Source organism: Streptantibioticus silvisoli, assembly GCF_027947535.2.
Lineage (GTDB): Bacteria > Actinomycetota > Actinomycetes > Streptomycetales > Streptomycetaceae > Streptantibioticus_C > Streptantibioticus_C silvisoli.
The window spans coordinates 226,903-251,901 of the sequence record NZ_JAAGKO020000004.1; the positions used below are offsets into that span (position 1 = coordinate 226,903).

General features: G+C 69.8%; 17 protein-coding genes, 5 tRNA genes, 1 pseudogene and 1 riboswitch. Of the genes and pseudogenes, 11 read left to right on the forward strand and 12 right to left on the reverse strand.

Annotated features, from left to right (window positions below; genetic code table 11):
- Positions 1 to 22 precede the first annotated feature (22 nt).
- The gene (locus tag POF43_RS05030; protein WP_271322926.1) at positions 23 to 919 is read left to right on the forward strand and encodes a DUF8083 family protein; all 897 of its coding nucleotides are present in this window, start codon (positions 23 to 25) and stop codon (positions 917 to 919) included.
- A 495-nt stretch (positions 920 to 1,414) separates the two neighbouring features.
- Positions 1,415 to 1,621, forward strand: a complete 207-nt coding sequence (gene bldC / locus POF43_RS05035) for a developmental transcriptional regulator BldC (protein ID WP_109448844.1) — start codon at positions 1,415 to 1,417, stop codon at positions 1,619 to 1,621.
- Positions 1,622 to 1,981: 360 nt separating this feature from the next.
- On the opposite strand, the pseudogene POF43_RS35095 reads toward bldC, so the two are convergent.
- From POF43_RS35095 to POF43_RS05065, 6 genes and pseudogenes are all read right to left on the reverse strand, one after another.
- Positions 1,982 to 2,107 (reverse strand): annotated as a pseudogene (locus tag POF43_RS35095) (DUF6274 family protein); the annotation flags it as partial.
- A 1,196-nt stretch (positions 2,108 to 3,303) separates the two neighbouring features.
- A tRNA-Asp gene (locus POF43_RS05045) sits at positions 3,304 to 3,381 on the reverse strand.
- A gap of 124 nt (positions 3,382 to 3,505) precedes the next feature.
- Positions 3,506 to 7,447: an ATP-dependent RNA helicase HrpA gene (gene hrpA / locus POF43_RS05050; RefSeq protein ID WP_271315564.1), complete on the reverse strand. Its 3,942-nt coding sequence runs from the start codon at positions 7,445 to 7,447 to the stop codon at positions 3,506 to 3,508.
- A 199-nt stretch (positions 7,448 to 7,646) separates the two neighbouring features.
- Positions 7,647 to 7,720, reverse strand: a tRNA-Phe gene (locus POF43_RS05055).
- A 4-nt stretch (positions 7,721 to 7,724) separates the two neighbouring features.
- A tRNA-Asp gene (locus POF43_RS05060) sits at positions 7,725 to 7,799 on the reverse strand.
- Between the two features lie 38 nt (positions 7,800 to 7,837).
- Positions 7,838 to 7,910, reverse strand: a tRNA-Glu gene (locus POF43_RS05065).
- A gap of 136 nt (positions 7,911 to 8,046) precedes the next feature.
- Here POF43_RS05065 and POF43_RS05070 point away from each other — a divergent pair.
- The 4 genes from POF43_RS05070 to POF43_RS05085 all read left to right on the forward strand — a co-directional run bounded on the left by POF43_RS05070 (position 8,047) and on the right by POF43_RS05085 (position 12,185).
- Positions 8,047 to 8,397 carry a metallopeptidase family protein gene (locus POF43_RS05070; RefSeq protein WP_271324857.1) on the forward strand — a complete coding sequence of 117 codons (351 nt, stop codon included), beginning with the start codon at positions 8,047 to 8,049 and terminating at the stop codon, positions 8,395 to 8,397.
- A gap of 348 nt (positions 8,398 to 8,745) precedes the next feature.
- Complete coding sequence (locus tag POF43_RS05075; RefSeq protein ID WP_282704426.1) at positions 8,746 to 9,255, forward strand: hypothetical protein; 510 nt, start codon at positions 8,746 to 8,748, stop codon at positions 9,253 to 9,255.
- 333 nt (positions 9,256 to 9,588) lie between these two features.
- Positions 9,589 to 11,931 (forward strand): DEAD/DEAH box helicase, encoded by a 2,343-nt coding sequence (locus POF43_RS05080; RefSeq protein ID WP_271325186.1) that lies wholly within the window; start codon positions 9,589 to 9,591, stop codon positions 11,929 to 11,931.
- A 178-nt stretch (positions 11,932 to 12,109) separates the two neighbouring features.
- Positions 12,110 to 12,185 (forward strand) — tRNA-Lys (locus tag POF43_RS05085).
- 79 nt (positions 12,186 to 12,264) lie between these two features.
- On the opposite strand, the gene POF43_RS05090 is transcribed toward POF43_RS05085, so the two are convergent.
- The 3 genes from POF43_RS05090 to POF43_RS05100 all read right to left on the reverse strand — a co-directional run bounded on the left by POF43_RS05090 (position 12,265) and on the right by POF43_RS05100 (position 15,249).
- Complete coding sequence (locus tag POF43_RS05090; protein ID WP_271315566.1) at positions 12,265 to 13,179, reverse strand: AEC family transporter; 915 nt, start codon at positions 13,177 to 13,179, stop codon at positions 12,265 to 12,267.
- A gap of 267 nt (positions 13,180 to 13,446) precedes the next feature.
- The gene (locus POF43_RS05095; protein WP_271317686.1) at positions 13,447 to 14,298 is read right to left on the reverse strand and encodes an SDR family oxidoreductase; all 852 of its coding nucleotides are present in this window, start codon (positions 14,296 to 14,298) and stop codon (positions 13,447 to 13,449) included.
- A gap of 39 nt (positions 14,299 to 14,337) precedes the next feature.
- Positions 14,338 to 15,249: a glycoside hydrolase family 25 protein gene (locus POF43_RS05100; RefSeq protein WP_271325257.1), complete on the reverse strand. Its 912-nt coding sequence runs from the start codon at positions 15,247 to 15,249 to the stop codon at positions 14,338 to 14,340.
- Between the two features lie 277 nt (positions 15,250 to 15,526).
- Positions 15,527 to 15,677, forward strand: a riboswitch (cyclic di-AMP (ydaO/yuaA leader).
- 13 nt (positions 15,678 to 15,690) lie between these two features.
- Here POF43_RS05100 and POF43_RS05105 point away from each other — a divergent pair.
- On the forward strand, positions 15,691 to 16,662 hold the full coding sequence (locus POF43_RS05105) for a M23 family metallopeptidase (RefSeq protein ID WP_271325256.1): 972 nt from the start codon (positions 15,691 to 15,693) through the stop codon (positions 16,660 to 16,662).
- A 647-nt stretch (positions 16,663 to 17,309) separates the two neighbouring features.
- Here the strand turns inward: POF43_RS05105 and POF43_RS05110 are convergent.
- Positions 17,310 to 17,675 carry a hypothetical protein gene (locus POF43_RS05110; RefSeq protein ID WP_372515839.1) on the reverse strand — a complete coding sequence of 122 codons (366 nt, stop codon included), beginning with the start codon at positions 17,673 to 17,675 and terminating at the stop codon, positions 17,310 to 17,312.
- 416 nt (positions 17,676 to 18,091) lie between these two features.
- Complete coding sequence (locus POF43_RS05115; RefSeq protein WP_271324218.1) at positions 18,092 to 18,646, reverse strand: hypothetical protein; 555 nt, start codon at positions 18,644 to 18,646, stop codon at positions 18,092 to 18,094.
- A 508-nt stretch (positions 18,647 to 19,154) separates the two neighbouring features.
- Here POF43_RS05115 and POF43_RS05120 point away from each other — a divergent pair.
- The 4 genes from POF43_RS05120 (at position 19,155) to POF43_RS05135 (ending at position 24,578) form a co-directional block, all read left to right on the forward strand.
- On the forward strand, positions 19,155 to 19,856 hold the full coding sequence (locus POF43_RS05120; RefSeq protein ID WP_271324217.1) for a KpnI family restriction enzyme N-terminal domain-containing protein: 702 nt from the start codon (positions 19,155 to 19,157) through the stop codon (positions 19,854 to 19,856).
- A gap of 142 nt (positions 19,857 to 19,998) precedes the next feature.
- The gene (locus tag POF43_RS05125; RefSeq protein WP_271324216.1) at positions 19,999 to 21,408 is read left to right on the forward strand and encodes a hypothetical protein; all 1,410 of its coding nucleotides are present in this window, start codon (positions 19,999 to 20,001) and stop codon (positions 21,406 to 21,408) included.
- The gene (locus POF43_RS05130; RefSeq protein ID WP_271324215.1) at positions 21,405 to 23,243 is read left to right on the forward strand and encodes a DEAD/DEAH box helicase; all 1,839 of its coding nucleotides are present in this window, start codon (positions 21,405 to 21,407) and stop codon (positions 23,241 to 23,243) included. Before POF43_RS05125 ends, POF43_RS05130 begins: the two co-directional genes overlap by 4 nt.
- 183 nt (positions 23,244 to 23,426) lie before the next feature.
- The gene (locus POF43_RS05135) at positions 23,427 to 24,578 is read left to right on the forward strand and encodes a DNA cytosine methyltransferase (RefSeq protein ID WP_271324214.1); all 1,152 of its coding nucleotides are present in this window, start codon (positions 23,427 to 23,429) and stop codon (positions 24,576 to 24,578) included.
- Here POF43_RS05135 and POF43_RS05140 read toward each other — a convergent pair.
- Positions 24,513 to 24,968 carry a very short patch repair endonuclease gene (locus POF43_RS05140; RefSeq protein WP_372515840.1) on the reverse strand — a complete coding sequence of 152 codons (456 nt, stop codon included), beginning with the start codon at positions 24,966 to 24,968 and terminating at the stop codon, positions 24,513 to 24,515. The genes POF43_RS05135 and POF43_RS05140 overlap by 66 nt on opposite strands.
- Between the last annotated feature and the right edge of the window lie 31 nt (positions 24,969 to 24,999).

Genomic DNA, 24,999 nt, shown 5'->3' on the forward strand with positions numbered 1-24,999 from the left:
GACCAGGAAGCGGTGAGTGGGCTTGTCAGGGTTGTCGACGGCGGCCATCCCGTACGCGTCGTATCTGCGGGTCTACGAACCGCTCGCGGCCTTCCCCGAGCGGGAACGCAGCCACTGGCAGCGGTACGCGGCGGCCTCGGTGGCCGGTGAACCGCGCACCGCGCAGGACGAGTTGCGCCAGGCGCTGGCCGACCTGGTCCCGGTGCCGCCGGTCCCGGTCCCGGTGCGCGAGAGCCCGGACGCGTTCGTCACGCTGGTCGACGGCGTGCTGCACGTGTGCCCGTGGCGGACCCGGCTGCGCGGCTGGCTGGCGATGGAGGAGCTGACCGACCAGTGGCCGGCCCCGGTGCTGGACGCGGTGCTGCCGCCCCTGGTGCGGCGGCAGGCGGCCGAGGACTTCGAGCGCTGGCGGGAGCGCAATCCCGACGCGCGGCCGTGGATCCGCTCGGCGACCTGGCACGTGCCGGTGCGCTGGTTCGTGCTCTTCGACGACGGCGAGCGGCTCTTCGCACCGTCCGGCGACGTGATCGAGGTCCCGGATAGCTCAGGTGAAGGTGACCGTAAACAGCGCCCCGCGCCCTCGCTGCGCTACCGCGCCGCGATGGTGCAGGCCCGCCGCCGGGTGGCCAGGGGGCTGCGCGTGCTGCGCGACACCATGGAGGACAGCCCGATGATCGACGACCTCGTGGACGTCGGCCGATGGCTGGAAGAGTTCCACCCCCGCTCCCTGGTCGAGCTGGATTACGGGGGTTTGGTACACGTCATCCCGGAAAGCGGTCTGCGTGACGACCGCAGCGCCGCGGACGTCACGACGGCTCTGTCGGCCCTGCGGGACGGCGACTCGGACGCGGCCGGCGAGGCGTACACCCGGCTGGCCGAGCGCTGGCGCGCGGTGCGCGATCTCCAGTTCGCCAGCTAGACCTGGCTTCGGCGGCCGTTCTCTGGTTCGTCCCCGGGGCGGGCGATGTGTACCCTTACCCAACGCTTATCCCGGGGTAAGCAGGGTCCGGATCCGGTGCGTTCCCATGCGCCGTTTTCGGACCAACGGGTCGAAGGTGACGGAGAGCACGTTTAGCACTCTTGCGCTCATACCCAACCCTCATGCCAAAATAGGACAACTTGCGTGTTCCAGAGGCGGTCGCACCGTCTTGATCACGCTGTGACTGATCGTCACGCCCGGGTGACTGTCCGTTATGGCATGGTCCATCGGCATCCGCCGAGCTTGAACACCTGAGGGGCAATTCCATCGGTTTGGCCGCTCCGGCTGGACAGATGGTGTAGTTGTAGTGCCGAGGACAAGCCGTTCGTCCTATTACCGACTCGGCTCGCGTCCGCCATTTCGGGCAACGCGGGTCAAGGTGCAGAATTTAGAGGAATGAACCGTGATGGTTCGGTTCTCCCGAGGAGGCCGCTCATGACCGCTCGCACCCCAGATGCCGAGCCGCTGCTGACCCCCGCTGAGGTCGCCACCATGTTCCGCGTTGACCCGAAGACGGTCACTCGCTGGGCCAAGGCCGGCAAGCTCACGTCGATCCGCACGCTCGGTGGCCACCGTCGCTACCGCGAGGCGGAGGTCAGGGCTCTGCTCGCGGGTATCCCGCAGCAGCGCACTGAGAGCTGACCCCGCGCAGTTCGGGGCAGTGCGTAACACCGGGCAATGCCCAGCAGCACCACGTAACACCATGTCCCACCGCAAAACCACACCACCGGGCGGTTCGCCGGGTCCCCCAGCCGGGTACGACCGCCCATCGCGTGCTCAGGTCCCCTGTCCCCATCAGGGCTGCCGCTTCGATCGCGCCGGACTCCGCCGGGTCCGGCGCGATCGCTTTTTTGTGTGCCGAAGAGTGCAATTTCACATATTAAATTGACGAGGCCTCGGGGCTCGGCTGGTTCCCCCGCCTTGCGAAGTCTTTACGTGACGCCCGTCACTTGGCCAACTCTTGCCCATCGGGCGTTATTTCCGGTATTGGGCTCAACGCCTCTCCCGTGCCTCCAGCGCCAGCCGCAACAGGCGGTGGCATGTGCCACAGTGCCGGGTCAGGTGCGGGCCGCTTCCCGCGGCGGCGGACAGATGCGCCCGCAGCAGCGCCCGGGTCTCGTGCCGGCTCGCCGGCCGCGGGCCCGCGGCGGCGGCGGGCGGGTCGCCCGGAACCGGCCCCGGGTCTCGCGCCGGCCCGCCGGCGACCGGCTCCGCGCTCCCGGCCCGCCCGCGTTCCGCATCGTTCGCCATGCGCCTGCACCGCCCTCCGGCCGCGTCCGTTGCCCCTCGCCAGGGGTACCCGCACCCCCCGCCCCCGTCAAGACTGCCCACGCCGCCTGACGATTCCACCCCTGCGTCCGTTCCAACGGCCCCCTGTGGGCCTCGTCACGTCCATACGGTCCCCAGTCCCCCCGAAGCCCCTCAAGGCCCCCAGACGCCCGTACAGGGCTTCCCCCACCCGGGTGTTGCCCTGCGGCCGGCCGAACGGGGACGGACGCATGCCAACGGCAGCCGGGGAGCGGGGGGTTGGGGGCGGTGGCCTCCGGCGGTTCGGGGCGGTGGCCTCCGGCGGTTCGGGGTGGCGGCGGGAGGTGCGAGGGGTGCGGGTGCGTCGGCCTCCGGCGGGTTGGGGCGTCGGCGGAACGCGGAAGGGATGCGGGTGCGTCGGCCGCCGGCGGTTCGGGAACGGTGACGGAACGCGGAACGCGGAAGGCGTGGCGGGCCGCGAACGCGATCGGGTTGCTCCGGGGATATGACGATGGCCCGAAGCCGTCGCGGCTCACGGGCCATCGTTCACAACGGGCGGCTCCGCCGCCGGGCGTGGCCCCGGCCCGGATGGTTCTCGGCCCAACTGCCTCGCGGTGGGTACGGCGAAGGCCCGCAGCCTTTGCGGCTACGGGCCTTCGTTCATTACTGGCGGTCCTGACGGGATTTGCTGTGTCGATCGGGCGGCTCCGCCGCCGGGCGCGGCCCCTGGCCCGGATGGTTCTCGGCCCGGTCGGCTGGCGGTGGGTATGACGAAGGCCCGGAGCCTTGGCGGCTACGGGCCTTCATTCACTACTGGCGGTCCTGACGGGATTTGCTGTGTCGATCGGGCGGCTCCGCCGCCGGGCGCGGCCCCGGCCCGGATCGTTCTCGGCCCGGTCGGCTGGAGGTGGGTACGGCGATGGCCCGAAGCCGTCGCGGCTCACGGGCCATCGTTCACAACGGGCGGCTCTGCCGCCGGGCGCGGCCTCGGCCCGGATCGTTCTCGGCCCAACTGCCTCGCGGTGGGTATGGCGAAGGCCCGCAGCCTTTGCGGGCTACGGGCCATCGTTCACAACTGGCGGTCCTGACGGGATTTGAACCCGCGGCCTTCACCTTGACAGGGTGACGAGCACTCCAAACTGCTCCACAGGACCAGGCTCTCGGCGAACCCCCGGAGGGCGTTCGCTTCGTTGCGTGCACGACTCTACAGCAGCTCGGGCCCCCGGGTCGAACTGGATACCCGGGGGCTTCCGGGGCCGGTCAGCGGCCCCGGGGAGGTCAGGGCCAGGCGGCGTCGATCGCCTTCAGGATGCGCTTGTCGGAGACCGGGTACGACGTGCCGAGGGCGTGCGCGAAGTAGCTGACGCGCAGTTCCTCCAGCATCCAGCGGATCTCGCGGACCTCGGGCGGCACGGGGCGGCCGGGCTTGAGGGCGGCGAGCAGGTCCGCGTACTCGGCGGCCATCTCGTGGACCTTCGCCATCCGGGCGGTGTCGCGCTGGACGCCGGACGGCATCTGCTGGAGCCGGCGGTCGACGGCGATCAGGTACCGCAGCAGGTCCGGCAGCCGGCCCACGCCCGCGGCGCTGACGAAACCCGGACGGATCAGCGCCGCCAGCTGCTCCTTGACGTCGGTCAGGTTGGCGATCAGGACCAGGCTGGTGGTCGCCTTCAGCCGGCGCTCGCAGGAGTGCCAGGCGGCCAGCACCTGCTGGACCCGGGAGACCGCGGCCACCGTGGCGTCGGTGAGGTCGGCCCGCACCCGGTCGAACAGCTTGCGGAAGCCCTCCTCGTCCCAGGCGGGACCCCCGTGGACGGCGATGAGCTTGTCGGCGGCCGCCGTCACGCAGTCGTCGAACAGCGCCTGCACGCTGCCGTGCGGACTGCGGGCCAGCGCCAGCTTCGCCGCGTTGGACAGCTGGGACTGGGCGAACTTCGCCGGGTTCGACGGCAGCAGCAGCATGATCAGCCGCCGGGTGCCGCGCCACATCGCCTCGGACTGCTCCGCCTCGGTGTCGAACAGCCGCACCGCGACCGACGCGCCCTCGTCGACCAGCGCGGGGTACGCCTTCACCGGGTGGCCGCCGCGCCGCATCTCGAACACCCGCGGCAGCGCGCCGATGGTCCAGTCGGTCAGCCCGTCGCGCTGGGCGATGCCGTGGCTGTCGGCGGCCTTGGAGATCGCCTCGCGGGTTTTGGGCTTCAGCCGCAGCTTCAGCGCCTCCAGGTCCTTGTCCTCCGCCACCTTGCGGCCGCGTTCGTCGGTGACCCGGAACGTCGTCTTCAGGTGCTCGGGCACCTTCGACAGGTCGAAGTCCTCCGGGTGCACCGCCACCCCGCCCGCCCGGTGCAACTCCCGGGCCAGCACGGCCGGCAGCGGATCGGGGCCGGCCACCGCGCGGGCCAGGAACGCCTTCGCGTGGTTGGGGGCCGGCACGTAGTGGCGCCGGATCGGCTTGGGCAGCGCCCGGATCAGTTCGACGACCAGGTCCTCGCGCAGCCCCGGGATCTGCCAGTCGAAGCCGTCCGGGGTGACCTGGTTGAGCACCTGCAACGGGATGTGCACCGTGACGCCGTCCGCGTCCGCGCCCGGTTCGAACTGGTACGTCACCTTGAACTTCAGCCGGCCCTGCCGCCAGGAGTCGGGGTAGTCGTCCTTGCTGACCGTCTCCGCGGACTCGTTGATCAGCATGGAGTGCTCGAAGTTGAGCAACTCCGGTTCCTCGTGCCGCTTGTGCTTCCACCAGGAGTCGAAGTGGGCGCCGGAGACCACGTGTTGCGGCAGCCGCTCGTCGTAGAAGTCGAACAGCGCCTCGTCGTCCACCAGGATGTCCCGGCGCCGGGCGCGCTGCTCCAACTCCTCGACCTCACCGAGCAGTTTGCGGTTGTCGTGGAAGAACTGGTGATGGGTGCGCCAGTCGCCCTCCACCAGCGCGTTGCGGATGAACAGCTCGCGGGAGACCTCGGGGTCGATCCGGCCGTAGTTCACCTTGCGCTGCGCGACGATCGGCACGCCGTACAGCGTGACCCGCTCGTAGGCCATCACCGCGGCCTGCTTCTGCTCCCAGTGCGGCTCGCTGTAGGTCCGCTTGACCAGGTGCTGGGCCAGCGGTTCGACCCACTCCGGCTCGATGCGCGCGTTGACCCGCGCCCACAGCCGGGAGGTCTCCACCAGTTCCGCCGACATCACCCAGCGCGGCGGCTTCTTGAACAGCGCCGAGCCGGGGAAGACCGCGAACTTGGCGTTGCGCGCGCCCAAGTACTCGTTCTTCTCGGTGTCCTTCAGGCCCAGGTGCGACAACAGCCCGGCCAGCAACGACAGATGGACCCGCTGCGGGTCGGCGTCCTCGTCGTTGGTGTGGATGTCCATCGACCGCGCGACCGTGCGCAACTGGCTGTAGATGTCCTGCCATTCGCGTATCCGCAGGTAGTTGAGGTACTCGCTGCGGCACATCCGGCGGAACGCCGAGGACGACAGCGCCTTCTGCTGCTCGCGCAGGTGCCGCCACAGGTTGAGGAAGGCGAGGAAGTCGCTGCTGTCGTCCTTGAACCGGGCGTGCGCCTGGTCGGCCTGGGCCTGCTTGTCGGACGGGCGTTCGCGCGGGTCCTGGATGGACAGCGCGGCGGCGATCACCATGACCTCGCGGGCGCAGTTGTTGCGGTCCGCCTCCAGCACCATGCGGGCCAGCCGCGGGTCGACCGGCAGCTGCGACAGCTTGCGGCCCACCGGGGTCAGCCGGTTGCGGGCGTCCTTCTGCGTCGGGTCCAGCGCGCCGAGCTCCTCCAGCAGCTGCACGCCGTCCTTGATGTTGCGGCTGTCCGGCGGGTCGATGAACGGGAAACGCGCGATGTCGCCGAGCCCGGCCGCGGTCATCTGCAGGATGACGGAGGCCAGGTTGGTGCGCAGGATCTCCGCGTCGGTGAACTCCGGCCGGGACAGGAAGTCGTCCTCGCTGTACAGCCGGACGCAGATGCCGTCCGAGGTACGGCCGCAGCGGCCCTTGCGCTGGTTGGCGCTGGCCTGGCTGACCGGCTCGATTGGCAGCCGCTGCACCTTCGTGCGGTGGCTGTAGCGCGAGATGCGGGCGGTGCCGGGATCGATGACGTACCGGATGCCGGGGACGGTCAGCGAGGTCTCGGCGACGTTGGTGGCCAGCACCACGCGGCGGCCGGTGTGCGCCTGGAAGACCCGGTGCTGCTCGGCGTGCGACAGCCGCGCGTACAGCGGCAGGATCTCGGTCAGCCGCAGCTGCTTCTTCTCCAGCGCGTCCGCGGTGTCGCGGATCTCCCGCTCGCCGGACAGGAAGACCAGGATGTCGCCCGGCCCCTCCGCCTGGAGCTCGTCGACCGCGTCGCAGATCGCGGTGACCATGTCGCGGTCGCTGTCCTTGAAGTCGGCCGCCGAACCGCCCTGGCCGCCCTCCTCCAGCAGCGGCCGGTACCGCACCTCCACCGGATACGTGCGGCCGCTGACCTCGACGATCGGCGCGTTCCCGAAGTGCCGGGAGAACCGCTCCGGGTCGATGGTCGCCGAGGTGATGACGACCTTCAGGTCGGGCCGGCGGGGCAGCAGCTGGGCGAGGTAGCCGAGGATGAAGTCGATGTTGAGGCTGCGTTCGTGCGCCTCGTCGATGATGATCGTGTCGTACTGCCGCAGCTCACGGTCCGTCTGGATCTCGGCGAGCATGATGCCGTCGGTCATCAGCTTCACCAGCGTGGAGTCGCCGACCTGGTCGGTGAACCGCACCTTCCAGCCGACCGCCGCGCCGAGCGGGGTGTCCAGCTCCTCCGCGATCCGTTCCGCCACCGTGCGGGCGGCGATCCGGCGCGGCTGGGTGTGGCCGATCAGCCCCTTGATCCCGCGGCCCAGCTCCAGGCAGATCTTCGGGATCTGGGTCGTCTTCCCCGACCCGGTCTCGCCCGCGACGATGACCACCTGGTGGTCCCGGATCGCGGCGAGGATCTCGTCCCGTTTCCTGCTGACCGGCAACGACTCCGGATAGCTGATCGCGGGCACGGCGGACCGGCGCAGCGCGACCCGTTTCTCGGCGTCGTCGAACTGCGCGCCGATCTCCTGGTAGACGGCCTCGCGGGCTTCGGGCTTGCGGATCTTCCGGGCGCCTTCGAGGCGGCGTCCGAGCCGTTGCTGATCGCGTGAGGTCAGTTCGGGCAGCCGCGCCAGCAGGCCGGCCAGGGCGGAGGGAGCAGGCGGAGTGGACATACGGCCTCCAGGATCTCACCCCGGCCGCCGGACGGGCCAACGGGTTTCCCTCCCGGGATGCGGAAGCGGTCCCTCCGGGGGTGTCGGGTCACTCGTACGAGTGCCTTCCCCCGGCCGGCCGGGGGAAGGAAAAGGGGAACGCCGGAACGGCGTGGGAACGACGAAGGCCCCGTCCGGGGACGGGGCCTTCGTCGTGCGGTGGCTGGGGCCGGGGTCGAACCGGCGACCTACCGCTTTTCAGGCGGTCGCTCGTACCAACTGAGCTACCCAGCCGCAGCGGTCCTGACGGGATTTGAACCCGCGGCCTCCACCTTGACAGGGTGGCGAGCACTCCAAACTGCTCCACAGGACCAAGCTTTGTGCGAGACGAGTCTCGCACATGGTGTTGCGTACCCCCAACGGGATTCGAACCCGTGCTACCGCCTTGAAAGGGCGGCGTCCTGGGCCACTAGACGATGAGGGCTAATTGGCCCGCCTTAGCGGATGACCGCCTTGGGGACGTGAGAAGCATATGGGATGCCCCGGGCGAACGCCAAAACGATTCCCGTCCCGCGCGCGGGAGCACGGGTCGCGGGCCCGGGAACGGGAAGAATGACCGTGTGCTGGAGATGTCCCGTGAGGAGTTCGAGGAGCTGGTCGGCCGGGCCCTCGACCGCATCCCGCCGCAACTGGCCGCCCTGATGGACAACGTCGCCGTCTTCGCCGAGGACGAGCCCGACCCGTCCGGTCCCGAGGTGCTGGGGCTGTACGAGGGCACGCCGCTGACCGAGCGCGGTGAGTGGTACGCCGGAGTGCTGCCCGACCGCATCACCGTCTACCGCGGCCCGATCCTGCGGATGAGCGACAGCCGCGACCGCGCCGCCGCCGAGATCGAGACCACCGTCGTCCACGAGATCGCCCACCACTTCGGCATCGACGACGACCACCTCACCGCCCTCGGGTATGGGTGAGGGGTCATCGGCTGCGGGTGAGGGGCCGCAGGTACGGGTGAGGGTTCACGGGTATGGGTGGCCGCCCCCGGCTGCGGGTGGCCGCCCGCCGCTCCGCTCCGCCCGCCGCTCCGGTGCGCACCGCTCCGCCCGACGCCCCGCACCGCACCGCTCCGCCGGCCGGCCAGTGCCTCCCGGCCGGCACCGGTGTGGTGCCTCCCGGGCGATCCGGCGGTCCGTCCGGCGTGTCCTGGGCGGGGGCGGGCGCGTTGGTCAGGTGTGACCCCGTCTTCGCCGCCCGCCGCGCCCGCCCGCCCGCCGCTTCCCGGCGTCCCGCCCCGCACCGCCGGTTCCGCCGGCCCCGGCGCGGTGCCCGATCCACGAGGTGCCCGGTCCCGGGTGCGGGCCGCGCTGCTGGCGGCGCCGCTGGTGGTGGTGATGGCGTCCGGGGCGGTGGGGTGCATGCGGTTCAGCGAGCCGGGGCGCTCCCCGGTGCCGAGCGCGTCGTCCGGGGCCGCGCGGAACAGCGGTAAGGGCCGGGCGGGCGGTACGGCGCCGGTGGGTGACACGCTGCCGGTGCCGGCCGGCGGCGGGCGGGCGGAGATCTCGCCGGCCGCGTCGTCCGGAGCGGCGGCCTCGACCTGGCCGTCCCCCGCCGCGGGGCGCCGCCCGCCGGTGACGCCGACCGCCCCGAAGGCGCAGGAGCCGCCGGGGGTGCCGGTGACGCCGACGGTTCCGGCGGGCCCGAGCGCGCCGGACGAGCCGCCGCCGGTGGCCAGTGACACCCCGACGCCGACGCCGACCGCGCCGCCGGTGACCGATCCCACACCCTCGGCGGGCGACGGTTCGCCGGGGCTGCGGCATGGTGGACGGCGCTGATGCCGGTGCTCAGGTCGGCGCCGGCGGTGCTGATGTCGGCCCTGATGTCGGTGCTGATGCCGGTGCTGACGTCGGCGCCGGCGGTGCTGACGGCGGGCCGGCCCGGGGCTGCGGCCTGGGGATTTGGAGTGTGGGGACCGGGGTGCGTATGCTAATAGATCGTTTGACCCCAATGCCCGGCGCCGATACCGAAGCGCGCCGTGTGGCGCGTTCCTTTTCTCCTGTGGCTGACCGCATTGAGGCGGTTGTATGCGAATCCGCGGAGCTGGCGCGTGCCGAGTCTCCGAGAGGTTCAGCTTCCGCATGCCTGTTGACGTTTCCGACCGTTCCGCCATGTCCGTTTCCGAGGACACCGCCGACGTTGTCGAGCAGACCGCCGACGTGACCGACGTCGAGCACACCGAGACCCCCGAGCACACCGCCGACGCGGCCCCCGTCGAGCTGGCCGCCGCTGACGCCGAGGTCGCCGAGCCGGCCGCCGCGGTCGTCGAGGACGCTGCGGAAGCCGAGAGCGCGGCGGACGCCGCTGACGCCGAGGTCGTCGAGATCGTCGAGGCCGCCGCGCCTGCCGAGCCGACCGTGACCTTCTCCGACCTCGGGCTGCCCGACGGCATCGTGCGCAAGCTTGCGCAGAACGGTGTCACCACCCCGTTCCCGATCCAGGCCGCCACCATCCCGGACGCGATGGCCGGCAAGGACATCCTGGGCCGCGGCCGTACCGGCTCCGGCAAGACGCTGTCGTTCGGCCTGCCGCTGCTGACCACGCTGTCCGGCGGCCACACCGACAAGCACCGCCCGCGCGGCATCATCCTCACCCCGACCCGCGAGCTGGCCATGCAGGTCTCCGACGCGCTCCAGCCCTACGGTGACCTGCTGGGCCTGAAGCTCAAGGTGGTCTGCGGCGGCACCTCGATGGCCAACCAGATCTACGCCCTGGAGCGCGGCGTCGACATCCTGGTCGCCACCCCGGGCCGGCTGCGCGACCTGATCGACCGCGGCGCCTGCGCGCTGGACCGGGTGCAGATCGCCGTGCTCGACGAGGCCGACCAGATGGCCGACATGGGCTTCCTGCCCGAGGTCACCGAGATCCTCGACCTGGTGCCGGCCGGCGGCCAGCGCCTGCTGTTCTCCGCCACGCTGGAGAACGAGATCGACTCGCTGGTCAAGCGCTACCTGGTCGACCCGGTCACCCACGAGGTCGACGCGGCGCAGGGCGCGGTCACCACGATGACCCACCACGTGCTCATCGTGAAGCCGAAGGACAAGGCGCCGGTCACCGCCGCCATCGCCGCCCGCAAGGGCCGCACCATCATCTTCGTCCGCACCCAGATGGGTGCCGACCGGGTCGCCGAGCAGCTGCGTGACGCCGGGGTGAGGGCCGACGCGCTGCACGGCGGCATGACCCAGGGCGCCCGCACCCGCACGCTGGCCGACTTCAAGGACGGTTACGTCAACGTCCTGGTCGCCACCGACGTCGCCGCGCGCGGCATCCACGTCGACGGCATCGACCTGGTCCTCAACGTGGACCCGGCCGGCGACCACAAGGACTACCTGCACCGCAGCGGCCGCACCGCCCGGGCCGGCCAGTCCGGCACCGTGGTCTCGCTCGCCCTGCCGCACCAGCGCAAGACGATCTTCCGCCTGATGGAGGATGCCGGGGTGGACGCCTCCCGGCACATCGTCGGCGGCGCCGGCGCGTTCGACGAGGACGTGGCCAAGATCACCGGCGCCCGGTCCCTCACCGAGGTCCAGGCGGACGCCGCGGCCAACGCCGCCCAGCAGGCCGAGCGTGAGGTCGCCGACCTCACCCGGGAGCTGGAGAAGGTGCAGCGCCGCGCCGTCGAACTGCGCGACGAGGCCGTGCGGCTGACCGCCCGCGCCGCCCGCGAGCGCGGCGAGACCGTCCCGGTCGCCACCGCGGACGGCACCGAGGCCGCCGAGGGCACCGTCGACCCGGCCGCCGCCCCGGCGCCGGTCGTCGAGATCCCGGCGCAGGCCACCGCGCCGGCCGAGCGCGTCGAGCGTCGTGACCAGCGCGGCAACTACGAGCGCCGTCCTTCCGCCAACCGTGACCGTGACGACCGCCGTCCGTCCTACGGCGACCGTGACGACCGCCGTCCGTCGTACGGCGACCGCAACCGTGACGACCGCCGCCCCTCCTACGGCGACCGCAACCGTGACGACCGCCGCCCGGCGTTCAACCGCGACCGCAACGGCGACGACCGCCGCCCCGCGTTCAACCGCGACCGCGACGACCGTCCGACGTTCAACCGCGACCGTGACGACCGCCGCCCGTCCTACGGCGACCGCGGCGGTGACGACCGCCGTCCGGCGTTCAACCGCGACCGCAACGGCGACGACCGCCGCCCGGCCTTCAACCGCGACCGCAACGGCGAGCGCCCGGCGTTCAACCGTGACCGCGGCGGTGACGACCGCCGTCCCGCGTTCAACGGCGAGCGCCGCGAGCACCGCGGCGGCGACCGTCCGTTCAACCGTGACCGCCGCGACGAGCGCCCGGCGTTCAACCGCGACCGTGACGACCGCCGCCCGGCCTACGGCCGGCACGACGACCACCGCGGCCCGGCCACCGGCGCGGCCGGCACCGCCGGCACCGGCAGCGCGCCCCGGTCCTTCGACCGCCGCGCCGACAAGCCGCGCTGGAAGCGCAACGGCTGACCTGGCACACCCCGCGGGCCCGACGACCATCCGGTCGCCGGGCCTGCGGCGTTTCGGCCCGCCGGTGACGCTCCCCGCGGCCCGGCCCGGTCCGCCGGCCCCCGCGCCGGCCTCCGCCACGCCGCGACCGCCGATACGCGATCGAAGCATCGCCCGCGCCCGGCTATGCTGCGTGTGCGGGCCATTAGCTCAACTGGCAGAGCAGTGGACTTTTAATCCATTGGTTCAGGGTTCGAGCCCCTGATGGCCCACCAGTTCTCCCTTTCCGATGAGGCCCCTGATGGGCCCATCAACACCGTTGCTGCGCAAGGTGGTTGACGGCGCCCGGACCCGTCAGGCCAGCAGCCAGGTGATGACGGACAGCGACAGCATGGACAGCAGGGTCGACAGCAGGACCGCGTCGCGTGGCAGGTCGGTGTCCAGGTCGTACTCGGTGGCGAAGATGAACGCGTTCTGCGCGGTCGGCAGCCCCGCGCACAGCACCACCGCGAACAGCAGGTGCCCGTGCAGCCCGAACGCCCAGCGGGCCAGCGCGTAGGCGACCAGCGGCTGCGCGGCGACCTTGAGGGCGACCAGCGTGAACCGTTCCGTCCGGGTGCCGGGCGGTGGCCACAGCCGGCCGTGCAGCGACATGCCGAGTGCCATCAGCGCGGCCGGCACGCCCGCGTCGCCCAGCGTGCGCAGCGGCGAGCCGACCAGGTCCGGCACGTGCCATCCCAGCGCGGAGACCGCCGCACCGGCCGCCGACGCGGCGATGATCGGATTGCGGAACGGCAGCCGCAGCAGCCGCCCCCACGGCGGGCCGCTGCCCGCGCCGGCGTCCAGGTCGATCAGCACCAGGATCGTCGGCGTCACGATCAACTGCTGGAACAGCGCCGCGGTCACCACGAACGACGTGTCGTGCAGCACGTGCAACGCCACCGGGATGCCGAGGTTGGCCGAGTTGACGTACGCCGCGGCCATCGCGCTGATCGACTGCTCGGCCTGGCGCCGCCCGAAGACCCAGCGGCTCAGGGCGAGGCCGACCGCGAAGACCACCACCAGCGAGCAGCAGAACGCCAGCACACCGGGGTTGGCGACCTCGGAGAACCGCGAGCCCGCCAGCGTCATGAAGATCAGCGCCGGCATCCCGAAACTGAACGCGAACCGGCCCAGCACCGGCTGCGCGTCGGCGCCGAGCACGTTGAACCGCCCGGCGAACCAGCCCAGGGCCGCGATCGCCCAGATGGGCAGGAAACCGGGAAGCACCGAACCCAACGGTCCTCCCGACATCGTCCCCGCACGGCTGCTTGGTGGGGACATGATCCCCCATGGGCGGTGTGGGGGAAGGGGAGGGAGGGGGCGCGGCCGGTCGGGGTGCGGGGTGCGGGGGCTGCGGCGGAGCGGCCGGTCGGGGCGCCGGGGCCGCACACCGCGCCGCCGGCGGCCCCCGCCGCCAGCAGCCTCCGCCCCCGGAGGAGCCGCACCCCAGCAGTCCTCGCCGCGGAGGAGCCCCGCCCCGGCGGAGCCGTTCCGTCAGCCCCGGCGGAAGCCGCCCTCGGAGTTGATGACCTGGCCGGTGATCCACGCGGCGTCGTCCGTGGCCAGCCAGCCGATCAGCCGGGCCGGGTCCTGCGGGGTGCCCCAGCGGCCGGCGGGGAAGCGGCGGCGTACCGCCTCGTGCTCCGCGCCGGTGGCGTAACCGGTGTCGACCGGGCCGGGGTTGACCGCGTTGACGGTGATCCCGCGGTCGGCCAGCTGGTCGGCGAGCGTCGGGGTGATGGACGCCAGCGCGCCCTTCGCCGCCGCGTAGGCGATCTCGTCGCGCATCGGGCCCAGGTCCTGCCCGGAGGTCAGCAGCAGGACCCGTCCGCCGGGCCGGGTGTCGTCGTGCCGCGCGGCGAACGCCTGCGTCAGCAGCAGCGACGAGCGGGTGTTGACGGCGAAGTGCGCGTCCAGCATCCCGGCGTCCAGCGTGCCGAGCGGCCCGTCACCGCCGCTGCGGGCGTGATTGCACACCAGGATGTCGACGTGGCCGAACGCCGCCCCGGCCGCGTCGAGCAGTGCCTCCGGCGCGCCGGGCAGCGTCAGGTCGGCGCCCGCCTCGCGCACGCCGGCCTCGGGGCCGGTGAGCGCCGCGGTCACCGCGTCCGCCAGCGCCCGCGGGCCGTCGGGGTCGGCGCCCCACGGCTGCGCGGCGTCGTGCGGCGCGTAGTGGTGCAGGAACAGGCTCGCGCCCAGCCCCGCCAGCCGCCGCGCGACCGCGAACCCGATCCCGCCGCGCCGGCTCACCCCGGTGACCAGGGCGACCCGTCCGGCCAGCGGGAACGCGGCGTCCGTTCCGTGGCCGGCGGCCTCGTGCGGCGTGCCGTCGTGTGCGGTGGTCATCGGCGGGCGTCCTCCGGTCCGGCGGCGCCCCGGGCGCCGTCAGTAGGTCTCAATGGCGTAGCTCACCCCCGAACTCGCCGTCTGAAGGCTGACCTTGACGTCGGAGCTGGTCAAGTCGACGTCCGCGGCGCCGCCGCCGGCGGTGACCTTGACCTCGGTCGGCGGGGTCCAGGCGGTGCCGTTGTGGACGGCCACGCGGACGGTGGCGACGGCCTCGGAGTCGCCGATCTCGTCGTAGACCAGGTGGAGAGCCCGGCTGGGGTAGGCGTGCCAGGCGTTGCCGTGCGGTACGGCGACGGTGGTGGCGTCGGGGCCCGCGGACACCCGGCCCTCGTTCCACTGGGGCATGTCGTCCTCCTCGGGGGGTGTGGTGCTGGTCGGGGTGCCGGCCGCCCAGGCGCGCAGGGCGGCCGCGTCGGGGAAGTCGGCGACGTCGCGGTCGACCCCGCCGGCGGCGGAGTACTGGTGGAAGGTCCACGGGTGCCGGATGCGGGGGTGGCCGGCCGTCGTCGTGTCGGCGATCCACAGGAAGTCGCCGCAGTCGGAGTCGGTGTCCACCGTCGTCCAGTTGTTGCGGTCCGAGTACAGGCCGACGCGGTGGCGCGGGGCCTTGGACTTCACGTGCGCGAGCCAGGTCTTCTTGTACGCGCGCGCCTGTGCGGCGGTGACCTTCTGGCCGTACCACTCCCAGTCCAGCGCGATCAGGTCGCCGGCCGCGAGGTCGAGCTGTCCCAGGAAGTGATCGGCCTCGCTCACCGGCGAGTTGGCGATGTGCGGATAGTGGTAGTACCCGGTCGTGAGTCCGGCCTGCCGCGCCGTCGTGCGCTGCCCGGGCAGTTTCGGGTTGACGTACGACAGCCCCTCGGTGACCTTGACGAAGACGAAGCCGAGCCCGGCCGTCGGAAAATCGGCAGCCTGGTAGGAGCTCACGTCCACACCACGCACGGTCATGCCTGTCGCCTCCTTTCCGTGCTGCGCCGTTCGGAACGGGTTGCCCACCAGGGGAGATTCCCCGAGTTCGGGCCGCCAACCAACCGACACGCTACGGAAAGTGACGAAACGTCGGCCAGGGCGGGGGCGGTCGAGGCATCCGGGGGGAGTGCGCCGGGAACCGGGGGCGCGCGGCGCGCGTGGAGGCTCAGGACGGGCGTGAGCAAGGAGACACGACGTGCGGGTGTGGTTTTTGGGCGTACGGCTTGGAAAGAGCGCCCGATGTCTATTACCGTTCGATAACGCAAGGCCTAATCCCGCGCGTTGCGGGAACCGGGGACCCGTCTTTGTGGGGTGAATCGGGCGATCTGCTGTCAAGAGAGCGCCCGTAGGAGACCTTCCTCCTCCGAACCCGTCAGCTAACCCGGTCAGCCTCAGGGAAGGAAAGGAGCACGCCTACTCGTGGCGTCGAACCAGTCGGGCTCGGCGGTCGCCGAAGCGATCGCACCAGCCATGCCCCCCATCGCCTCCTTCGACGAGACGACGATGATGACGTGGGTGCCCAAGCAGCGCCCCACGGTCGCCGCCGTCGTCATGGACCCCGCCGACGCCGCCGCGGACCCGTCCCACCCGGGCCTGGCCGGCCCGGCCTTCCCGGACCTCACGCTCACGGAACCGGGTTTCGCGGAACCGGGTTTCCCGGAAGCGGGCGTCGCCGATTCCGTGCCCGCGCGGACGCCGTTCGCCGAGCCGGGGTTCACCGAGGCCGCGCCCGCCGAGCCGGCGTTCACCGATCCCGGTGAGCTGCTGCGCCTGCGGATCGTCAACCACGTGCTCCAGGCCCGCGCCGCGGTCGAGCGGGAGAAGGCGGCCGTGGAGGCCGCCGGGCGTGCGAAGGAGGCCGCGGCGCAGAAGGTCCGCGACGCCGCCGCGCGCAAGAAGGCGGAAGAGGTCGCCCGCCGCGAGGCCGCCGAACTCGCCGCCGCCGAGGCCGCGTCCCGCGCCGAGGAGGAGCGGCTCGCCGCCCTCGCCGCCAGCTACGTCAAGCCCGTCGTGTGCTGCGCGGTCGACGGCGCCGGCGACTTCGGCGCCGCCGGCTCCCCGTGGGCGGCGTCCAACGCCGGCCAGGACTTCGCCGTGCCCACCGGCACCCCGGCCGTCGCGGTCCACTCCGGCACGATCACCGCGGCCGGCTGGGCGGGCTCCTACGGCTACCGCATCGTGCTCACCCTCGACGACGGCACCCAGCTCTGGTACTGCAACCTGTCGTCCATGGTGAAGACCTCCGGCCGGGTGCTCACCGGCGACGTCATCGGCCGCGCCGGCGCCACCGGCAACGCCTCCGGACCCTCGCTCCACCTGGAGGTCCGCCCCTCCGGCGCCGCCCCGGTCGACCCGATCGGCTGGCTGCGCGACCACGGCGTGACGGTCTAGCCGCCGGGACCACCGCGTACGTCAACGGGCCGCCCGCGTTCATTCCTGCGGGCGGCCCGTTGGCGTGTGGACGCGGCGGCGCCGGTGGACCCGGGGGCGGCTGGTTCGGCGACGGCCCAGGAGGTGCGGGCGCGGGCGCGGGCGCGGGCGACGGCCACGGCCGCGGGCGCGGTGAGGACCGGGGGCGGGCGCCGAGCTTCCCGGCCGGCGAGCGCGAACCGGCGAGGCGGCCGCGTGGAGCCCGGTGAGTGCGGCGGTGGTGCCGGGTTCGGCGGTCCGGGGCCGTTCCCGTGCGGTGATTGTGCCGGTGGTGGTCGGCGTGATTCCGCCTGGCGGCCGGTTGCGGGCGTACTGGCGAAGGCGGCCGCGTGGAGCCCGGTGAGTGCGGCGGTGGTGCCGGGTTCGGCGGTCCGGGGTCGTTCCCGCGCGGTGATTGTGCCGGTGGTGGTCGGCGTGATTCCGCCCGGCGGCCGCTTGCGCGTCCGCGGGCGGTCCCGTGGCCCCCGATCAACCCACCGGTCGCCGGCACGGCCCCCGGCACGCTCGCCGTCGCCGCGAACCCCTTCCCGTGGAACGTCGTGACGCTTCGAGGCCGACGCGGGCCGCTGCGCGCGGTGGCCGGGGTGGCGGGAACGCGGCGGTGCGGGTCAGTCCAGGTCGGTGAGCTCCTGGGCGTAGAGGGTGGGCAGCGGTTGCGGGCCGACGTACTGCTGGCAGGTGCAGGGCCGGGAGGCGAACCTCACCGGCTTGCGGTCGGCGTCCCACTCCACCGGTGCCTCGACGTCCTCATGGCACTTGCCCTGCTTGTCGTGCTTGGCCAGGTGGTGCGTGCATCCGCACACCGGCTCCGGAGGCCGCCGCGCCGCCTCCAGCGCCTGCTGCCGCCGCTCCACCACGGCCTCCCGCTCCAACCGCCGTTCGTGCCGCGTCTTCAACGCCCCCCTGACCTGAGCCCCGGCCCACCCCCCGACGACCACCACGCCCCACAGCACACCCCACACCGTCCCGCTCACCCGCACCCACCCCTTCTCCGTCCGGCTCCCAACGCGGCCATTATGAACACGCGGGGTGCGGCTGTCGTCCCCGGCTGAGATCAGCAGTCAGGAGCGCTGGTACCCGGGCTGCCACAGCGCTCCACGCGGACGGTGTAAGATCTCTCGGCTGTCCAGTGTCCGTCCTCGTATTCCGCGACCTTCTCTGGGCCGTTCTCCTCGATCCGGACGGTTACTTCGGTCCACCTGGACTGAGATCCGGACATTTCTCTCCTCCGTGTGTAGGAATGGTTTTGGGCAGCACTCAGCCAGCCGACTGAACCAAGCGAGCGGGTCATGACCAGGACTCGATCGGCTGCACCCCTACGGGGTTATGAGGGTGCGTTGCAGCTACGGCTCTCCAAGCCGCGATTTAATATCTTTGGTACAGATACGTATTACTTAGGGATGGCAGCGGCCAGGATGGCGCTGGCGGTCTCCGGCCGCCCCAGGGTGATGAGTTCTGCCGCGATTCTCATGACGTCGGCAGCGGGTCGCCGGCTGGCACTGCGCACCAGGCCCGCTTCCACCTCGGCATCGCCCAACTCCCGAAACACATCGGTTGATTCAGCAATCTGGCGGGCCGTCAGGCTGCTTCCCGCCGCCCAGATGAGCCCCAGCACGTCCTGACGGCGCCCAGCTGCCCTGTGTGCGGCTATGGCGGTCACCATCGACTGGACGGCTGCCGACGCTGTCCACTGCGGCCGGGCCGGAACGGTTCCCTTGCTGCCGTTCTGTGGCCGGTCCTCGACCGGCACAACGTTTTTTTGCCGGTCGAGGACCGGCCGGACGGCATATTCCCCGGACGGTGTGACCTCGAGCTGCTGGGGGAGCTGGGCAACTACGGTTGCCGCTGAGAGATCGCGCCGACTGGTCCGCTTCTGAGACCGGTTGGTGCGCCTGCGGAGCGTTGCCTGCTTCCAGAGGTCACGAAGTTCCACCAGCTCCGGCAAGGGGCTTCCAGGCGGTACCACTTCTGATGCCGTCTGGTGGATCTTGTCAAGAGCCCCGAGGCGGGGCATCCGCCGTGCAGCCCGGTAGCAAGACAGCGCACTGGGGCTGATGTTCAGGAGCATCGCCTTCGCACTCTGCTTCGACGGAGGCAGTGAGTCCACGAGCCGTCGGAGCGCTACCGCGAAGGCCCGCTCCTCCGGAGTGCTGTCCGTGACGAAGTCAGGGCGGGTCTGTCCGGCCACCGGCATGAGCAACCCCCTTCTGTGGGATGGTCGTTGCCTCATCCTGGCTTAAGGCACTGACAACCGAGCTGCTCCGGAGCTAAAAAGGCTCAACTGTTTGTTTGCGGCCGTCAGATCCTGTTTGCATCTGCCTGTTTACACTTTGCCGCACTCTCGGTTCTTTCTGTTTGCGGTAGCCGGCGGAGCCCAATCTGACTTGTGTTGGGCTGTGTTTTTCGCTTCCAATAGACGCGTCACGACGAGCACTGAACGACGGGATCACAGGATGAACGTGAACGGGGAAGAACTGCCCTCGTGGCGGGACGAGAGTCGCGGCACCATGATCCGGTGTGCGCTCTGGCTCCTCGCTGAGGTCGGCGCGGGGAATGTCTTCACTAAGACGGAGTTGCGGGAGGCGTTCCCGGAAACGTCGCAGATCGACCGGCGTCTGCGTGACTTGCGGGACCGCGGCTGGCTCATCGGGACGAATCGGGAAGATCCGACCTTGAAGCCGAGTGAACAGCGCTTCGTCCAGCGCGGCGCCGATGTCTGGAAGCCCGGCCAGGGCCGGGCGGCGGCTGGCCGGACCGCCAGCATCAGCGCTGCTCAGCGTCAGGAAACTTTCGCTGCTGACGGTTACTTGTGCCGGGTGTGCGGCATTGCCGGCGGTGAGACGTACGAGAACGGGTGGGAGACTGCTCAGTTGGACGTCGCCCGCCGTGAGACCCTGCTGCCTGGCGGCGGGAAGCGCACCATGCTGATGACCGAGTGCAAGAAGTGCCGCGTCGCACGGCGTGAGTCCGAAGCGGATGTGGCTGGTGTTATCTCGGAGCTGGACGGACTCAGCTCCTTCGAGCGTGATCACTTCGCGCAGTGGGTGGCCGCCGATGCCCGTGACCTCAGTGTTCTGGAGCGAATCTGGGGACGCTACCGCGTCCTGCCCGCCGAGGCGCGGAAGGTCGTTCAGGACGCCGCCAACTCCCGCTGACCGGGCTCTGTCGCGTGGCGCTTCCGGGTAAATTGCGGAGCGGGGCCCGGTCTTCTTGCCGGCGGTGGCTATCCCGCCGCCGGTGTCCCCGCGAGCGGGTGCTGGGTTGGGTTTTTCGGGAGAGATAGGAAGAGAACGTCATATGTCGGATATTCCTCCGCCGCCGTGCGCTGACCAGAACGCTGCGCTGATCAGGCGCCGCCTTCGCGACGCGGCTGCGGGCGGAGGCACGCCGGAAACGGTCACTGTCGAGTGGAACCAGAAGCCGGTACACGTCAACGTCATCGACCTTCCGTTGCGTGACCTCTACTACAACCCAGCCACTCACCGAATCCAGGCACAGCGCGATCACCGGGCCGGGCTTGCTCAGCGTCTGAAGGAGGATCCGTGGGCAGACGACAGTCAGCAGTACCTTCACCACCTTCTGATGGGCAACCCGGCCAGCCCTGACGAGCCTGATCCCGAATTTGCTGATCTGAAGGCCAGCCTTGGCTCAGTCTCTCAGCAGGAACCGGGTCTGGTTACCTATGCCGGGATACTGGTCAACGGCAACACCCGTGCTGCCGCTTTGCGGGAACTGAAGCAGACGTCCATCCGCGTCGGGGTACTCCCGGAGTCCTTCACCTGGGAGGACGTCGCTGCCGTAGAGCTGGCGCTCCAGCTGCGGCCCGATAAACGTCGCGAGTACTCCTACATCAACCGTCTGCTCGCCATGGAAGAGCAGGCTTCCCTAGGCCGTGCCGCAGAAGCCATCGCCCGTGATTTCCACATGCAGGAGAAAACATTCCACCAGGAGCGGTGGATCCTCGGTGTCATCCGGGACATGATCGAACGGAGCAAGACAGTTGACGGAGTGCAACTGCGACTGGTCGACTTCGAGGGTCATCAGGAGAACCTGAAGGAGCTTCACCGCACCTATAGGAACGCCGACAGTAGCGACAAGGCGGAGCAGATCAAGGAGAATCGCATCGTTGCGATTCTCCTGGACTTCGCCAAGACACGGACTCGTCTGGTCGATGACAAGTTCCAGGAAAAATACCTCGTCCCAGCTGTGTCGGCGGTGCAGACTATCGCCGCCCCGGTGCCGGCCATCAGCGGCAACATTCCGGGGCTGACCATCGCACCCCCTCCGGAACCCCAGACGCTCGCCAGAGCCCGTGCCTTCACTGACCTGGTGCTGAAGGCGAAGGCAGTGGAGAACGCTGCTGGCCTGCCCGAGACCGCGATCGGTGCTGCTCGCGACCAGGTGACCGAGCTGCGCAAGGGGCTGCGGCGGGCCCTCGACGCCGCAGAGCGCGACGACCGGCTCCGCAAGAGCCAGCAGACTGCGGCTGAGCACCTGGACGACGCGTGCGCTGCGATCAACCAGACGATCTCCGACCTTGCCAAGGCCCGCTCAACCCAGAGTCTTGACGAGGACAGCTTTGATGACGCCGTGCTCCGGCTCCGGGCCAGCCTAGCCAGGCTGGCCCAACAGGCCTCTCGCGGGCTGGCGGAGCCCGGGGACGGCGTGGCTTGGCTTCGCAGCATGGCGGGAGGAACGTCCCGGTGAGTTCCGGAGAAGAGCCGAGCCTGCGGATCGGTTTCGATGTCACCCACACCAAGGTTATCTTGCATGTGATCCCGGAATTCCGGGAACACCTCGTACACCTTGCAGCCCGGTACATGACGGGTGAGCAGACCGCTCAGCTTGTCGCCGAGGTTGATCTCGAAGACTTCCTGGCCAACATCAGTCTGCTCTACGGATGGACTGGCCCAGGCGTGAAGTTCGAGCCTGCGGTGGCGGCCCTGGCCGAGGGATCGGTCCGGGACGCGCAGGCCATTGACGCCCGCCTTGAGGCAGGGGCAAGTGGTGAGGATGTCAAGGGTGAAGTGCGCCCCGACGATGTGCTCGACCGCCTGGGGGCCGACTGGAGTGGGCCACTGACCGAATTCCAGCTGCGTGATATAGCCAAGCTGCTCTCCCTGACCCACGGTGCCAATTTCAGCGTCCCAGGTGCCGGCAAGACCCGCACCACTCTCGCGGTCTACGCGGCGTTGCGTGAGGCAGGAACCGCGCAGCGCCTGCTAGTAGTGAGCCCCAAGTCGGCCTACGAAGCCTGGCAGGAAGAGAGTCGGCTGTGCTTCACATCTCCGCCCGCATTCGAGGTAATGGAGAAGGGGCGCACGGCCGCCGCTGAAGTCCTCCTTGTCAACTACGAGCGGCTCAAGCAGTCGAAGGCCAAGCTGGCCGACTGGCTCAGCGCTGCTCCCAGCATGCTGGTGCTTGATGAAGCACACCGCATGAAGCTGGGAGTGCGCGGCGCCTATGGCGCGGCTTGCATGACACTTGGCCCGCTGGCCCGGCATCGGCTGATCCTCACCGGTACACCGGCTCCCAATGGTGCTAAGGACCTGGAGAGCCTACTGTCGTTCGTCTGGCCAGGGCATGGGCGACGCTCTGTTGACCGGGCGGTGGCCGGCGGAGACCTTGCCTACGCCAGCCGTGTCCTGCGGCCGCTTTTCACCCGCACGACCAAGAACGAACTGGGTCTGCCTCCGGTTGAGTTCCGCATGCAGCCCGTCCAGTTGCCGCCGGTGCACCGGAAGCTGTACGACGCCTTGATCGGCAAGTATGCGGGGGAATGGGATGAGGAGGCGCAGCAGTTTGAAAGGCTCGGCAAGGTACTGGTCTACCTGATGATGGCTGCCACCAGCCCCGCGCTGCTGTCCGAGGGGCTTAGCCGCCACGAGCCACTGCCTTTCCACATACCACCGTTGAGCGTTCCGGATGACGACTCGCTTAGCGCATTGATGCGGCAACTGCCTGAGTACGAGATCTCACCGAAATATGACTACGTGATCCGGAAGGTGGCCGCCAACGCGAAGCTCGGACGCAAGACCTTGGTCTGGTCGACCTTTGTCCGCAACCTGACGTCTTTAGGCGACATCCTTGAGCGCTTCAGTCCAGCCGTGGTCCACGGAGGTACTGCGGACCGGGAAGAGCAGATCCAGCGCTTCCGCAACGACCCGGACTGCATGGTGCTGCTCTCCAACCCCGCCACCCTCGGCGAAGGCATCAGTCTTCACCACGACTGCCACGACGCCATCTATGTCGACCGCAACTTCGCCGCCGGCGGATTCCTGCAGAGCATGGACCGTATCCACCGCCTCGGGCTCGCACCGGATACTAAGACCCAGATTACCGTGCTGGTCGCAGACGGCACGGTCGATGAGATCGTTCACGAACGGCTGGCGCTCAAGCTTGAGTTCATCGGGGGCATCCTTGACGACCCGGCGGTCCGTCAGCTCGCCGACCCCCTGGAGGAGGAAGAGCACTGGGGGATGAACGCGGCAGACCTGGCCGCCCTCCTGGGTCACCTGAAGGGCGGCTCCAGCTCACGCTGACGGGCCCATGCCGTTCGGTGCTGCGTTGGCGAGGAGTCTCGCAGACGTAAGGTGGTGCCGGTCGCGGGTACTGAGGTCTGCGTGTCGTATGCGCGAGAGCGATTGTCAGTGGCCTATGACACTCTGCATGATGGCGGACGCCGCGAGGCGTGCCCGTTCGGAATCGCTTCGTAAGGAGGGCGCATGTCTGACACCGCGCCGGAGTTCATCTCGGTCGAAATCTGTGCCGGAGCCGGCGGTCAGGCTGTAGGCCTGCATCGGGCTGGTTTTCGCCACCTCGCACTGGTTGAGATCGATGAGAATGCTATTGCCACGCTGCGTACGAATGTGAAGAAGCACGGCTGGCAAGACTGCACCGTTCTGCCGCGGGATGTGAAGAAATTTACGGCCAATGAGTTGCAGCTGGAAGCCGGTCGCCTTGATTTGCTAGCCGGAGGTGTTCCTTGCCCCCCCTTCTCGCTAGCCGGAAAGCAGCTTGGCCGCGATGACGAGCGAGACCTCTTCCCTGACATGCTCCGCCTTGTGGAGAAGCTTAGGCCCAAGGCCGTAATGATCGAAAATGTCAGAGGTTTGCTTCAACCGCCAGAAAAATTTCAAGATTACCGCGAGAGTGAGATTGAAAGTCGACTCGTGCGGGCTGGGTACGAGCGTTGCATGTGGGATGTCCTAGAGGCGGGTGACTATGGGGTTCCACAACTTCGGCCTCGTGCCATCCTCGTGGCTATGAAAACTGAATATGCAAGGTTTTTCAAGCCTCCGGTACCGCTAGCTGGAAGCCGGATTACAGTTGGCGCCGCTCTCTGGCGATCCATGCGTGAGCGCTTCAGCAGGAGTGGGGCTCCCGATTGGGAGGCTCGTTACGATGAGTGGCTGGAACTGGCCAACAAGAGCATCGCACCTACGCTTGTTGGCGGCTCTAAGAAGCACGGAGGTGCTGACCTTGGGCCAACACGGGCCAAAAAGGCATGGGAAGCCCTGGGCGTTAATGGTCTCGGAGTAGCCAACAATCCTGAAGATTGCAATCCTGAGCGAGACCTATTCGGCAAGGCAGGGCCCATGCTCACGGTCCAACAGGCTGCCATTATTCAGGGATTCCCTGAAAAGTGGCATTTTGAGGGGCGTAAGACTGCTGCGTATCGACAAGTAGGCAACGCCTTTCCGCCGCCTGTGGCGGAGGCAGTAGGGCGGTGTATTGTCGCCGCGTTGGAGGCAGGCGACGCGAAGTCTGTCAACGATGCGATGAAGCCATTGCTTCCCGTGTTGGAAGAGTCAGCGCCTGACAACACGGAGCCTGCTGACCGTATCGGCGATCTTGAGGGCGCAGTCGTCGGCTGATTCATGCTCCCAGAAGCGGAGCACAGTCCAGCCGGCCTCGTGGAGGCGCTGGTCGGTATCGCGATCGCGGGCAATGTTGCCTGCGACCTTCCCCGACCAGTAGCCCGTATTTGTCTTTGGCGGAACGTAGTGCTCCGGGCAGCCGTGCCAGTAACAGCCGTCGATGAAGACAGCCACCTTCGCCGGGCGGAAGACCATGTCGGCTGTCCGGCGAAGATCCGGCAATGGCTTCGCACAGACCCGGTAGCGCAGCCCCAAGCCGTGGACGAGGCCGCGTATGAGTTGCTCGGGTTTCGTGTCACGGCTGCGGATTGCCTGCATGTTACGGCGTCGCCCGGCGGATGACGCCCAAGAACCTTCTGGTGGCGTCCACGGCTTTGCGTCGGGCATGACGTCCTCTCTGCGCAGTGAGTCCCAGCTA

Bases quoted from the DNA above. Each gene is read 5' to 3' on its own strand.
- bldC (WP_109448844.1), top strand. From the start codon at position 1,415: ATGACCGCTCGCACCCCAGATGCCGAGCCGCTGCTGACCCCCGCTGAG.
- hrpA (WP_271315564.1), bottom strand. From the start codon at position 7,447: ATGTCCACTCCGCCTGCTCCCTCCGCCCTGGCCGGCCTGCTGGCGCGG.
- POF43_RS05080 (WP_271325186.1), top strand. From the start codon at position 9,589: ATGTCCGTTTCCGAGGACACCGCCGACGTTGTCGAGCAGACCGCCGAC.
- POF43_RS05095 (WP_271317686.1), bottom strand. From the start codon at position 14,298: ATGACCACCGCACACGACGGCACGCCGCACGAGGCCGCCGGCCACGGA.
- POF43_RS05100 (WP_271325257.1), bottom strand. From the start codon at position 15,249: ATGACCGTGCGTGGTGTGGACGTGAGCTCCTACCAGGCTGCCGATTTT.
- POF43_RS05120 (WP_271324217.1), top strand. From the start codon at position 19,155: ATGAACGTGAACGGGGAAGAACTGCCCTCGTGGCGGGACGAGAGTCGC.
- POF43_RS05125 (WP_271324216.1), top strand. From the start codon at position 19,999: ATGTCGGATATTCCTCCGCCGCCGTGCGCTGACCAGAACGCTGCGCTG.
- POF43_RS05135 (WP_271324214.1), top strand. From the start codon at position 23,427: ATGTCTGACACCGCGCCGGAGTTCATCTCGGTCGAAATCTGTGCCGGA.
- POF43_RS05140 (WP_372515840.1), bottom strand. From the start codon at position 24,968: ATGCCCGACGCAAAGCCGTGGACGCCACCAGAAGGTTCTTGGGCGTCA.